This window comes from Nakamurella sp. GG22, from assembly GCF_052976845.2.
Genome location: NZ_JBRIIO020000001.1, coordinates 82,969 through 95,410 on the forward strand (window position 1 = coordinate 82,969; position 12,442 = coordinate 95,410).

10 protein-coding genes and 1 pseudogene are annotated in these 12,442 nt (G+C 69.9%); 5 read left to right on the forward strand and 6 right to left on the reverse strand.

Features of this window, described 5'->3' with window-relative positions:
* Nucleotides 1–13 precede the first annotated feature (13 nt).
* Complete coding sequence (locus ACVBEQ_RS00410) at nt 14–970, forward strand: DUF5996 family protein (RefSeq protein ID WP_447151439.1); 957 nt, start codon at nt 14–16, stop codon at nt 968–970.
* Nucleotides 971–1,159: 189 nt separating this feature from the next.
* Nucleotides 1,160–3,913, forward strand: a complete 2,754-nt coding sequence (locus ACVBEQ_RS00415; protein WP_447151801.1) for an ATP-binding protein — start codon at nt 1,160–1,162, stop codon at nt 3,911–3,913.
* Between the two features lie 42 nt (nt 3,914–3,955).
* Here the strand turns inward: ACVBEQ_RS00415 and ACVBEQ_RS00420 are convergent, their stop codons facing one another.
* The 5 genes and pseudogenes from ACVBEQ_RS00420 to ACVBEQ_RS00440 all read right to left on the reverse strand — a co-directional run bounded on the left by ACVBEQ_RS00420 (nt 3,956) and on the right by ACVBEQ_RS00440 (nt 9,455).
* A complete protein-coding gene (locus ACVBEQ_RS00420; RefSeq protein ID WP_447151440.1) occupies nt 3,956–4,606 on the reverse strand; it encodes an NAD(P)H-binding protein in 651 nt (216 codons plus the stop codon).
* A 449-nt stretch (nt 4,607–5,055) separates the two neighbouring features.
* Complete coding sequence (locus ACVBEQ_RS00425) at nt 5,056–6,150, reverse strand: CaiB/BaiF CoA transferase family protein (RefSeq protein WP_447151441.1); 1,095 nt, start codon at nt 6,148–6,150, stop codon at nt 5,056–5,058.
* Nucleotides 6,147–7,112 carry a pseudouridine synthase gene (locus ACVBEQ_RS00430; protein ID WP_447151442.1) on the reverse strand — a complete coding sequence of 322 codons (966 nt, stop codon included), beginning with the start codon at nt 7,110–7,112 and terminating at the stop codon, nt 6,147–6,149. The genes ACVBEQ_RS00425 and ACVBEQ_RS00430 overlap by 4 nt, the downstream gene beginning before the upstream one ends.
* Nucleotides 7,113–7,166: 54 nt before the next feature.
* A pseudogene (locus ACVBEQ_RS00435) lies at nt 7,167–8,380 on the reverse strand (low temperature requirement protein A).
* Between the two features lie 88 nt (nt 8,381–8,468).
* Nucleotides 8,469–9,455 carry a family 43 glycosylhydrolase gene (locus ACVBEQ_RS00440; RefSeq protein WP_447151443.1) on the reverse strand — a complete coding sequence of 329 codons (987 nt, stop codon included), beginning with the start codon at nt 9,453–9,455 and terminating at the stop codon, nt 8,469–8,471.
* Nucleotides 9,456–9,720: 265 nt separating this feature from the next.
* Between ACVBEQ_RS00440 and ACVBEQ_RS00445 the strand changes: the two genes are divergently transcribed.
* Nucleotides 9,721–10,680, forward strand: a complete 960-nt coding sequence (locus ACVBEQ_RS00445; protein WP_447151444.1) for a DNA polymerase domain-containing protein — start codon at nt 9,721–9,723, stop codon at nt 10,678–10,680.
* Between the two features lie 191 nt (nt 10,681–10,871).
* On the opposite strand, the gene ACVBEQ_RS00450 is transcribed toward ACVBEQ_RS00445, so the two are convergent.
* Nucleotides 10,872–11,348 (reverse strand): DUF5655 domain-containing protein, encoded by a 477-nt coding sequence (locus ACVBEQ_RS00450; RefSeq protein ID WP_447151445.1) that lies wholly within the window; start codon nt 11,346–11,348, stop codon nt 10,872–10,874.
* A gap of 99 nt (nt 11,349–11,447) precedes the next feature.
* On the opposite strand from ACVBEQ_RS00450, the gene ACVBEQ_RS00455 reads away from it, so the two are divergent.
* Nucleotides 11,448–11,585, forward strand: a complete 138-nt coding sequence (locus ACVBEQ_RS00455; protein WP_447151446.1) for a hypothetical protein — start codon at nt 11,448–11,450, stop codon at nt 11,583–11,585.
* 44 nt (nt 11,586–11,629) lie between these two features.
* Nucleotides 11,630–12,427: an HAD-IIA family hydrolase gene (locus ACVBEQ_RS00460; RefSeq protein WP_447151447.1), complete on the forward strand. Its 798-nt coding sequence runs from the start codon at nt 11,630–11,632 to the stop codon at nt 12,425–12,427.
* The last annotated feature ends 15 nt before the right edge of the window (nt 12,428–12,442 follow it).

The following is a 12,442-nucleotide window of genomic DNA, read 5'->3' on the forward strand; positions in this document are numbered from 1 at the left end:
CAAAGGAGCACCCATGACAGAACTCATCGGCTCATCGCGGGTATGGCCGCGGTTGCGGGTGGAGGACTGGACCGACACCCGAGACACGCTGCACATGTGGACGCAGGTCGTGGGCAAGATCCGGCTCGCGTACGCCCCCCTCATCAACCACTGGTGGCAGGTGACCCTCTACGTCAGCCCGCGCGGCCTGACCACCGGAGCGATCCCCTACCGCGCCGGGTCGTTCGACCTCGAGTTCGACTTCGTCGAGCACCAGCTGCGGCTCCGGAGCAGCGGCGGCGAGGAGCGCCGCGTCGCACTCTCGTCACGGCCCGTCGCCGACTTCTACGGCGAGACCATGAAGGCGCTCGACCAGCTGGGCATCGGGGCGACGATCGACCCGCGCCCCAACGAGGTCGATCCGGCGATCCCCTTCCCGCAGGACGACCGGCACACCACCTACGACCCGATTGCAGCTGAGCTGTTCTGGCGGCAACTGCTGCAGGCCGACCGGGTGCTCGGTGAGTTCCGCTCGCACTTCGTCGGCAAGGTCAGCCCCGTCCACTTCTTCTGGGGTGCCATGGATCTCGCCTGCACTCGGTTCTCGGGGCGCGAGGCGCCGGAGCACCCCGGCGGCGCTCCCAACTGTGGTAACTGGGTGATGGTCGAGGGCTACTCCCGGGAGCTGAGCAGTGCCGGCTTCTGGCCCGGGGGCGGCGAGGAGGGCGCCTTCTACTCCTACGCCTATCCCGAACCCGAAGGGTATGCCGACCAGCCAGCCGGTCCCGACGGGGCGTACTACAGCGCGGAGAACCGCCAGTTCCTGCTGCCGTACGAGGCGGTCGCCGAGTCCCAGGACCCCGACCGGGCGGTCGCGGAGTTCCTGCAGAGCACCTACCGTGCCGCCGCCGACCTGGGCCGGTGGGACCGGAGCAGCCTGGAGGACGACCCGGGCAGGTGGCCACAACATCGGCGCCGGATGAGCTCGTGACCGGGACGCCCTGACGGGTCGGAGCGGGGCGGCGGGCACCCACTCGACGCGGCTGCCGGCAGCAGCCGCTGCGGGAATCAGCTCCTCGTGCCCGGGAGATCCGCTCTGGCAGTTCCCGTCAAGGGCACGAGCTACCCTGGCGCCAGGTGAACAGCCGTACTCGGACGAGGAGCGACGCTGGCGGATCTCATAGACCGGCGTGCCGAGCGCGAGGTGGTCGACCAGCTGCTTGCCGGGGCGCGCGCCGGACGCAGCGGTGTTCTCGTGGTGCGGGGCGAGGCGGGCATCGGGAAGAGCGCGCTGCTGGAGCACGCACGCGACACCACCACGGCATCAGGCTCCCGGGTGGCGCACGTTGTCGGCGTGGAGGCGGAGACGCAGTTCGCCTTCTCCGGCCTGCACCAGTTGTGCGGGGTTCTCGAGGATGGCGCCGGGGCGTTACCCGAACCGCAGCAGGCCGCGCTGGGCGTGGCGTTCGGGCTGCGCAGCGGTCCCCCGCCGGACCGGTTCCTGGTCGGACTGGCCACCCTCAACCTGCTGGCCGAAGCCGCCGAGGAGAGCCCGGTGCTGTGCCTGGTCGATGATGCGCAATGGCTGGACGAGGCGTCCGCGCAGGTGCTGGCCTTTGTGGCTCGGCGGGTCGGGGCAGAGCGGGTGGCGCTGGTGGTTGCGCTGCGCGACCCCAGCAAGGGCGACTCGCCGTTCACCGGGCTGCCCGAGCTGCGCCTGGACGGTCTGGGCGACACCGATGCCCGGGCGCTTCTCGCTGCCTCGGTCCACGTACCGATGGACGACATGGTGCGCGAGCGGCTCCTCGCTGAGGCGCGGGGCAATCCCCTGGCGCTGCTCGAGCTACCTCGAAGTGCTGGGCCGACCCGGCTGGCCGGCGGATTCGAGCTACCCGACGTGCTGGGCGTTCCCCGGCGCATCGAGGAAATCTACGAGCGCCGCTCGGGCAGCCTGCCACCTGACACGCAATCGCTGCTGCTGGTCGCCGCGGCGGAGCCGACCGGCGAGGCGGAGATGTTGTGGCGTGCAGCATCCGCGCTGGGAATCACTCGCGACGCGGCTGCGCCGGCAGAAGCTGCCGGCCTCGTCGAGATGGGCACCCTGGTGCGCTTCCGCCACCCGCTGGTCCGCTCGGCGGTGTACCGGGCCGCCACACCGCCGGAGCGCCGCCGGGCGCACGGCGCGCTGGCCGCCGCCACCGACCCTGACACGGAGCCGGACCGGCGGGCGTGGCACCGAGGGCAGGCCGTGTCGGGCCCCGAGGAGGAGGTTGCCGCGGAGCTGGAGCGCTCGGCCGGCCGGGCGCGCGCCCGGGGTGGGTCGGCCGCCGCGGGAGCGTTCCTGCAGCGCGCCTTCGAGCTGACCCCCGACCCCGCCCGCCGTTCACGGCGGGCGCTCGAGGCCGCGCACCTCAAGCACGAGGCCGGTGCGCCGGGAGCCGCTCTCGAGCTGCTGACCGTAGCGGAGGGAGGCCCCTTGGACGCCGGTCAGCGCGCCCGTTCGCAGTTGCTCCGCGCCCGGGTCGACTTCCAGTTGACGCGCAGCGACGACGTGGCCGGGATGCTCCTCGAGGCGGCCGGGGCCCTCGCGCCGTCGGATCCGGCGCTGTCCCGGGAGACTTACCTGCACGCATTCGACGCGGCGCTCGTGATCGGCGGCTCCGACCAGGGCCGCAGCTACAGCGTCCGCCAGGTCGCGGACGCAGCGCTCGCCGCACCGGCACCCACCGGCCCGCCGTTGCCGGTTGACCTCCTGCTCGCCGGGCTGGTCGCGACATACACCCAGGGGGATGTGTCAGGTGTGCCCGGCCTGCGCCGGGCACTGGAGGCGTTCCGGGCCCAGGAGCCGGCCGCGCCCGGCCCGGATGGGCGCCCGGTGCTCGACACCAGCTGGCTCTGGCTGGCCAGCCGTGTCGCGGTGCGCTTGTACGACGACGAGTCCGTCCTCTTGCTGACCGACCGCCACGTGCGGCTCGCCCGGGAGGCGGGGGCACTGGCCGCACTGCCGCTCGCGCTCAGGGCCAGGGCGGTCGCCTTGGTGCTCACCGGTGAGTTCGGCCACGCCGCCGGACTGGCTGCCGAGAGCACCGCGATCACCCGGGCAACCGGCGCGGTCTCCACGCGCTATGTCCAGCTGGTCCTGTCCGCGTGGTCCGGGAGCGAGGCCGAGACCGCCGAGCTGTACGCGGCCACCGTCCGGCAGTCCCATCTGCCCGAGAACAGCGCCGAGATCACGATCGCGCAGTACGCGATGGCAGTGCTTCACAACGCCCTGGGCGGCTACCCGGCAGCCCAGGCCGCAGCGGAGCGGGCGTCGGCGTCCTCCGAGCTGACCAACGGCAACCTGGCCCTTCCCGAACTCGTCGAGGCAGCAGTCCGCGCCGGCGACTCAGAGCGCGCGGCCGCCGCTCTCGAGGAGCTGGACGTGCGGGCCCGCGCCAGCGGCACTCCGTGGGGGCTCGGCCTGGCGGCGCGCTCGCGGGCCCTGACCAGTACGGGCACAGTCGCCGAGGACCAGTACCGCGAGGCCATCGAGCGGCTCGGGAACTGCCGCATCGCCACACACCTCGCCCGCACCCACCTCGTCTACGGCGAGTGGCTCCGTCGAGAAGGCCGCCGTCAGGACGCCCGTGACCAGCTGCGCATCGCGCACGACATGCTGTCGGGCATGGGCGCGGATGCCTTCGCCGCCCGCGCCGCCCGGGAGCTGCGCGCCACCGGCGAGCATCCGCGCACCCGCAGCCCCCAGCCGACCGACACGCTCACCGCACAGGAGATGCACATCGCGCGGCTGGTGGCCGCCGGGGCCACCTCGCGCGAGGTAGGCGCGCAGCTGTTCTTGAGCCCGCGCACGATCGAGACCCACCTGCGCAACATGTTCCGCAAGCTGGGCATCACCTCACGGCGGCAACTCCGCGAGATGCAGCTGCCCTGAGCGTGAATGCCCGGTCCCACCCTCGCGCCGAGCCGCACGACGTCACCGTAGGGTCGCCCGGACCGCCGAGGCGATCGGTGTCTCCCCCGCGGTGAGTTCGAGTATCTGCCGACGGATCCGCGGTTCGTGCAGGAGCTCGGCCAGGGTGGCGGCGACGTCCTCGCGCGGTATCTCGTCATGGGGTTGCGCAGCGCCGAGGGCGACCCGTCCGCTGCCGGGGCGATCGACGAGCATCGAGGGCCGGAGCACCAGCCAGTCGAGGTCGCTCTGGCTGACCGCGACGTCGGTCAGCTTCTTCACCGCGAAGTAGTGCTCCTCGTCGTCGTCCAGGTCGCGCTCGCGCCAAGCCTCCGGAAGCACCGAGACCAGGACGAAGCGTGTCACGCCGGCGAGGCGGGTCGCGTCGAGCGCCGTCACGACGCCCTCGCCGTCGACAGCGTCGGTGACCTCCCTGCTCCCCCCGTTCGATCCTGCGGTGTACACGACTGCATCGGCTCCGCGAAGCACTGCAGCAAGCGACTGCGGGGTCATGGCACCGATCTGACCGACGTGCGCCTCGATGCCCCTCGACGCGAGGGTTGCTCGCTGGTCCTCTCGACGTACCAATCCCGAGACGGCGTCTCCCCGACCGGCCAAGGCCGTAGCCAGCAGTCCGCCGATCGCACCGCTGATCCCGATGATGAACACCTTCACTGTGCGCACTCCCTCCATGAGTCCGACGACGCCCCGCGGCAACCGGTCATGGCACGAGCCAGATGGCCGCGCACCCCGACCGGGTTAACAGGAAGCCGCAGTAGAAGGCGATCGCGGTCCAGTGGCCTGCCGTAGCACGCCTCCGTGTCGGGTACGCCGGTGACCGCGGGTCCGCACATCGTCGCCATGCCGTCAGGCTCTCGTGGGTGGCGGCTCGTTCGCGTCGGTAGGAGTCCCGTAGATGACCTGATGACCCACGTCGGTGAGCCACGTGGCCCCGGTCGACCACCGATGAAGTGAGCCACTGTTCGCGACGCAATCGCGCCCCAAAACCAACTCCTGGTCACCTCCGCCTACCTCGCCGTTACCGCGGTGGTCGGTGTCTGAGCCGCCGTTCGCCAGCGTCGCCGCCATCCGGCTGAGGTCGTGGCAGTCGACCTGGACGGACCCTATCCGTTCGACCAATCGTCGATGACGGCGTCGAAACCGACAACGCTCGCCGGCCTGGCCTCGGGCGGCTCCGACCGCGAGAACCGTGGCGCCGGTGCAGCTTCCAGCACACCGTCCCGCCGGCGTAGCGTTCCCCGATCGGCGATCTGCTCGTAGCCCGGCGCCTCCCCGGCCGCCAGCACCGGGGTGACGCAGGCATCTGTACCGGCGAAAATGGCGGCCCACTCGTGGCGGGTCTTCTCGCCGAACCGGCTGCTGAAGATCTCGCGCAATGCGGCGTGCCCGGCGACTTGATCACGGTCGGGCAGGTCGGCCTCGGCCAGCCCGAGTCCAGCGAGAAGTTCTGCATAGAAACGCTGTTCGAGAGCGGCGACGGCGACGAACCGATCATCGGCGCACCGGTAGGTGGTGTAGTACGGCGCGCTACCGTCGAGGATGTTGCTCCCCCGCCGGTCGGACCAGATGCCCGCGGCGCGCCAGGACAACAGGGGCTGCAGCAGTGCGCTGACCCCGTCCACCATCGCGGCATCGATCACCTGGCCGCGGCCGGATCGGCCGCGCTCGACGAGCGCCGCCAGGACACCGGTCACCAGAAACATCGCTCCGCCGCCGTAATCGCCGACCAGATTCAGGGGCACCGGCGGCGGGTCGGCGCGTCGCCCCATCGCGTGCAGGGCGCCGGTGACGGAGATGTAATTCAGATCGTGCCCCGCCGTTCCCGCCGTCGGCCCGCTCTGACCCCAGCCGGTCATCCGGCCGTAGACCAGCCGCGGATTCCGTCCGCATACCTCCTCGGGACCCAGCCCCAGTCGTTCCGCAGTGCCGGGCCGGAAACCTTCCAGCAGTACGTCGGCGCGGCCGACGACGTCCAGCAGGCGTGCCACGTCGACCGGGTCCCGCAGGTCCGCCGGCAGCACCCGCTGGTTCCGAAGCACCAGATCGTCTGCAGGAGAGACGATCTCGAGCTCGCCGGGTTCCCGTCGGGCGATGACGACAACGTCGGCCCCCAGGTCCGCCAGCATCATCCCGGCCAGCGGCAACGCACCGATCCCGGCGAGTTCGAGGACCCGGATGCCGGACAGTGGTGACGTCATCCCGGTTCGGCCGTGCCGATCGGCACCTGCTCGCCGGTCGAGGACTGCAACGTCGAGGACTGCAACGGCCAGGACTGCAACGGCCGGTGACTGCGGAACTCCCTGCGCTCCCCGGTGAACGGGTCGTCGAAGCTCACCGACCTGGCCACCAGTTGCAGCGGTGACGAGTAGTCGTACGGCGAGAGATCCAGCAACCTCGGGTAGAAGTTGTCCCCGATGATCGGCAGTCCCAGTGAATTCATGTGCAGCCGGAGCTGGTGCACCTTCCCGGTGTGCGGGTGCAGCCCGTAGAGCGCCCTGCCCCCGCGCAGGTCGAGCAATTCGATGAGGGTCTCGCTGTTGGGTTCCCCCGGCACCTCGTCAGCGGTGGGGGTGCCCCGTTCCTTGACGATCCGGCTCCGCACGGTGGCCGGCAGCGCCACCTCCGGCCGGTACGGGGCGACCGCCTCGTAGTACTTGGTGACCTTCCGCTTCGCGAACAGCTGCTGGTAGGCGCCGCGCTGCTCCGGTCGGAGGGAGAACATCAGCACTCCGGCCGTCACCCGGTCGAGCCGGTGCAATGGGCTCAGGTCCGGCAGGTCGTATTCCCGCCGGAGCCGGACCAGCGCGGATTCGACGATGTAGAAGCCGCGGGGCATCGTCGCCAGGAAATGCGGCTTGTCGATGACGAAGAGATCGCTGTCCCAGTGCAGGATCTCGATCTCGAACGGCACCCTCTGCTCGGGGATCGGGTCGCGGTACAGGAAGACGAACGAGTCCGGTTCAAAAGGGGTCTCGGCGTCGATCGGTCGCCCGGTGACGTCGACCACCTCGCCTGCCTCGACCTTCTCCTGCACCCTGTCCCGGTCGGAGTAGAAGCGCTGCAGCAGGTAGTCGAGCGTCGTCGGCCAGTGTCCGCTCTCCGGGAGCCGGACGCGACTGGGGTTCAGCCCGTCCCGGACAGGTAACGGGGGCTTGCGCACCCGCTCACGATAAGGGGCGACGCGGCGGAGGTGCACCGGCGCGCATGCCGGCCGTCACGGGGTGACGATGTCGTCCTCGTGCCGGACGGCGTCCCGGGCGCTCGCGTACCGGATCGATTCGTAGCAGATCAGCGCCACCAGGACGGCGGCGAGCAGCCCGAGGGTGGCCAACGCCGGCATCAGCGCGCCGACCGGGATGAGCGCGAGCAGCAGCACGGCGACGATCGTCCGGTGCGGGTTGACGGTGTGGGTATTCCGCCAACGGAAGGCGACGTGCGCCAGCAGGTAGAGCGACGTCCCGCCGTAGAGCGCGATCAGCGGCAGGCCGTACAGCGGATCGGTCAGCGCGTGCCCGTCGGCGCCGCCGACGTAGTTGAGCACCTTTTTGAGTCCGAGCGACAGGAAAATGATGCCGATGACCATCGGCAGGTGCAGGAAGCTGTAGGAGTCGCGGGCCAGGCGGGCGCGCTCGGCCCCCTGCAGCTTGGCCAGGACCCGTTCCGCGACCAGTGCGACGACGTCGAAGTAGGACCACCAGAGCGCCCCTGCGATGGTGAGGCCCAGGACCGAGGCGACGATGATCGGCCAGGAGATCGGCAATTCCGTCACGCCGACACCGATGACACGATGGACTCGCCGAGCGCGATAATGATGATCAGCCCGTGGCGTTCGGCGAAGTGTCCGGCCGAGTTGATCCGCCACCCGTTGGCTCCGCCGAGCACGGTGCCCAGGTAGTCACCCACCAGCGCCGCCAACCACATCAGCGTCTGCGCGGTGCCGGACAGCTGGGACGCTACGAGCAGCAGGCTGGTGCCGACCAGTACCGCCGGAATGAAGCGCAGGAGTTGCCGGCGCAGTGCTGCGTCACCGCGAGCGGCGGACCAGAACATCGCGAAATGCGTGGCCCGGACGACGAAGTAGCAGACGGCGAAGACAACAGGTCCGGACAGACCGCCGGGGAGATCGTCGAACGATTCCGGGATGGTCAGGGCCGCAACGAACATCGCCGACATGGCGACGAAGAGCGCGACCCGCATGACCCCTTCGTCGGCCCGCACCAGATTGCCGAGCCAGGCATAGCCGACCCAGCACCACCAGAGCACCGAGACCACCAGGATGCCGCGGATGGCACCGCGCGCAGTGAGGTCCTCGGCCATCAACGCGGTGACCTGGGTCAGCGCGAAGACGAAAACCAGGTCGAAGAAGAGCTCGATCGACGTGACCTTGGATTCCTCGCCGACGGCGACCGTCCGGGCTCTGCGTGCCATGCCATCGGATGGTGCCACACAGAGGTGTCCTACCGGTTTCGCCGTGAGCGGACGATCGGCCCTGCTGCGGTCGCGCTCAGCCGCGAACCTATTCGCGGATGGCGGGGCGATCGCGCTCGTTCCACACCAATTCCGCGATGGCGAATTGCCGGGGCAATTCCGGTTGCGCGCGGAAATGGTAGGCGACATAGCGGTCGACCACACTGCAATGGCCGGGTCCCCACAGATCGTCCGCCGGTCGCTGGGACAGCAGACAATCGGCATAGTCGGCGGAGAGATCCCGCCACCGGCCGTCGCCGTCCCGGGACAGCAGGCCGATCGCGTAGAGGTCGGCGAAATTGCCCCCGCTGTACAGGGCGAAGTCCTGGCCGCCCGGCGACACCAGACCCGCGGGTCCCTCCATCGTGTACCAGCGGGCGGTGTCTCCCCGGTCCCAGTCGACACCGTCGATCGTCAACCACGGCATGGATCGGTCCGGCAGGTACACCTGCCAATCGGCCGTAGGCCGGGCCATCGGCCGCAGCGGCTCCAGCAGCGTGCGGAGGTCCTGCGAGATCGGCGCCTCGAACAGGCCGGTGCCGAACGGGGGCGCGTCGGTGTAGTCGGCGGCGCAGCTGAAGTGCAGGCTGCCATCAGCCCGGAGGGTGACGTCGGGGTCGATCGCAAAGGGCAGGTCGGCCGTCAGCACTTCGCCCGAATCTGCGTACGGGCCCTCCGGTCGCAGGCTGTCCGCGCGGAGGACCCGGTGGAACTGGTGCCCGCCGGGATCGCCGGAGCCGGCCGCCAACGAGTAGAGCATCACCCACGGCCGCTCGAGACCGGGAACGAAACGCACGCAGGGCGCCCACGCCCACGGGTGCACACCGATCCCCGGGAAGCTCTCGCCGATCCGCTCCCAGCTCCCCGGCCGGCCAGGGTCGGTCGAGCTGTAGACCGGGAATCCCGGACCCGTGACGATGACGTAGTACCGCCAGCCATCCGGACCGTCGAGAGCCCGGAAGATGAAGGGATCACCCTGATCGACGTTCTCCTCGGCGCACGCGGCGCGCGAGACAGGGACAGAGCGGTCGGTCACGTTCTCCAACTTCCTTACTGAGGCTGCGGGGTACGGGGTACTGGTTCTCCGGGTCCGGAGCACGGGCCAGCGAGGGTGGATGCTGGGTGCCGCAGGCACGACGACCATTCGGTGTTTCCTGGCCCGCGGGATGTGAAACCCTACCGGGCGCGCACCGCAGCGATGATGAACTGCGGCTGGCCCGGTCGATACTGCTGTGAACGACTCGCGTCGACAGCCGGCGAAGCAGCGGGAGGCACTGCCATGACGACACCGGACGCCCTCCGTGGGTAGCCGCGCGCCGGATGAAGAACGATCCGGGGTCCCGCTGACGAATCTCGACAACCCGCTGATCGACGGCGAGGAGCTGACCAAGCGCGACCTCGTCGACTACCTGGAGGTGGTCGCCGATCGGATCGTCCCGGTGCTCACCGGACGGCCGCTGTCGGTGGTGCGGGTGCGGCCCGGTTCACCGCCGTTCATGCAGAAGAACGTGCCGAAATACACCCCGGAATGGGTTCGCACCACAGCTGTGTGGGCCGAGGCGTCGCATCGGGAGGTGCATTACGCGCTCTGTGACGACCGCCGGACGCTGCTCTGGTTCGCCAATCAACGCGCCGTCGAGTACCACCCGACGCTGATCCCGGCCGGCTCCACGCAGCCGACCCACCTGGTGCTGGACCTCGACCCACCCGAGGGCGGACCGTTCCAGATCATCGTCGACACGGCGCGTCTGGTCGAGCGGGCTCTTGTCGACGCGGGCCTGGCCGGCGCGGTCAAGACCAGCGGCGCCAAGGGCATGCACATCTTCGTGCCGCTGGACGACGCCGTCACCGCGGAGGAGGCAGCAGCCGCGACCCGGGCGATCGCGGCCCGCTCGGCACGGCTGGATCCGAGCCTCGCCACCACGGCCTATCTGCTGGAGGACCGGGAGGGAAAGGTCTTTGTCGACTCGACCCGCTCGGGCGGTGCGACCGTGGTGGCCGCGTACAGCCCGCGCGTCCGGCCGGGAGCACCTGTCTCGTTCCCGCTGCCGTGGGACGGGCTCGACGGCGTCAGCCCGACCGACTTCACCATCCGTACGGCCGGCGAGCTCCTGGGTGACGGCGACCCCTGGGCCAGCCTGATGCCACCACCCCAGCGACTCCCGGCGGACCTGGTCGAGGAAGGGCGCGCGATTCCGATCGCCCGCGTCGTGGCGATGCACGAGGGCAAACGCCGGGCCCGAGCGCGCCGGCAGGGCTGACGCCGACTCGGGCCGCGCGCGCCCGTCCGGCCCCCGCGCCTCCCCCGAACCACCCGGACCTCCCCCGCACTGCACACGCCCCGACACCGCCGCCACCCTCGACCATCAGCACCCGAACCACCGCCGCCCCCGGTTCCGGCCACCGCGTCGAGTGACGTCCCGGCAGGGATTTCCTGCGCTGAGAGGACCGATCACCCTGCGGATGTGGCAGTGGACGGACGATCGAGCCCGCCGCGACGATGACGTTGCTCGCCGACCCGGTAGGCCTCGATCAGCCAACCGGCGAACTCGTCGTCGACGTCGTCAGGAGTACGCAACCGGAACGCGTGCACCACATTTCGTGGCGAGTACACCTTGATACGGTGGAATCGGGGGCTGTCGACCCGTCGCGCCAGGACCAGGTGACCATCGAGCCACGACCGCCTCGGCATGAACGCGGCGAAGCTCATCCGCACGTGCAGGGCGATCCGGGTCTTCTCCGATAGGACGGTCACCTGGCCGACATCGGCGAGTACCGAAAGCACCTCGTCGAACGCCGCCCTGACGGCCGGCGCTGTCCCGACGAAGTGCCGGTCGAGGTCACCCAGTGTTTCGCAGGTGTGCGTCTGGTTGCGGTTCGCAAAGGTGCGACCGCATGACGGACACGACCACATCGGCTGCGAATTCATGACGCCACCGTTTCCCATCGGCGCGATCGATGCCTATCGACTCTGTCCGGGATCCGGCAATAAGAATAAAATGGGCGTCACTCCGAAAGGAGGTTCGTGATGACCGTCCTGCTCATTGCGCTCGCATTCTTCATCACGCTCGCCATTCTCGGCCCGCTCGTCGGCGCCGACAGCAGGGTGTCCGGCGGGTGGTCACCGATACCGTCCGGTGGAAAGCTGTGGTCCGGGCCGCGCTGAGCACTCATCGAGATGGTGGGGGACAGCGGCAGTAGCGTTTCCGCATGGTCGACGGCGTGCTGCTGGACATCGACGGGGTGCTGACCGTTTCCTGGCGGGCTCTACCGGGGGCGTCGCACACCATTGGCAGCCTCCGGGACCGCGGGGTGGACTTCCGGCTCGTCACGAACACGTCCTCGAAGTCACGGCGACAGATCGCCGAGGTGCTCCACGACGCCGGCATGAGCATCGACGGCAGCCATGTCATCACCGCGGTGAGCAGCGCCGGTCGACTGCTCGCCGAGCAGTACCCGGGTCGGAAATGCTTCCTCGTCAACGAGGGCGACCTCACCGAGGACCTCGGCGAGGTCGAGACGGTCGACGTCGACCACGCGGACGATGCCGGGGTGGTGCTCCTCGGCGGCGCCGGGCCGGCGGTCGGTTATGCCGAGCTGAACGCTGTGTTCGGGTTGGCGGGACAGGGCGTGCCCATCCTGGCGCTCCACCGCAACACCCGGTTCCAGACCGAGTACGGACCGCAACTGGACATGGGTGCTTTCGTCATTGGCCTGGAGGCGGCCGCCGGGATCGAGATCACCGTCGTCGGCAAACCCGCTGAGGCGTTCTATGCGTCGGCATTGTCGGATATGGGCATCGAGGCGGCTCGGGCGGTGATGGTGGGCGACGACATCGGCTCGGACGTCGTCGGCGCGCAGGATTGCGGGATCACCGGCGTCCTGGTGCGGACAGGCAAGTTCCGCGAATCCGACCTGAACGGCGACAAGGGCCGACCCGACCACGTGATCGACAGCATCGCCGACCTGCCGGCACTGCTCGACCGACTCGGCGACGCGGCGCGATGACGCCAGCCGAACGTG

Excerpts from the sequence above, each read along its gene's own strand:
- ACVBEQ_RS00410 (WP_447151439.1), top strand. The coding sequence starts at position 14 with ATGACAGAACTCATCGGCTCATCGCGGGTATGGCCGCGGTTGCGGGTG.
- ACVBEQ_RS00425 (WP_447151441.1), bottom strand. The coding sequence starts at position 6,150 with ATGACGTCACCACTGTCCGGCATCCGGGTCCTCGAACTCGCCGGGATC.
- ACVBEQ_RS00450 (WP_447151445.1), bottom strand. The coding sequence starts at position 11,348 with ATGAATTCGCAGCCGATGTGGTCGTGTCCGTCATGCGGTCGCACCTTT.
- ACVBEQ_RS00455 (WP_447151446.1), top strand. The coding sequence starts at position 11,448 with ATGACCGTCCTGCTCATTGCGCTCGCATTCTTCATCACGCTCGCCATT.
- ACVBEQ_RS00460 (WP_447151447.1), top strand. The coding sequence starts at position 11,630 with ATGGTCGACGGCGTGCTGCTGGACATCGACGGGGTGCTGACCGTTTCC.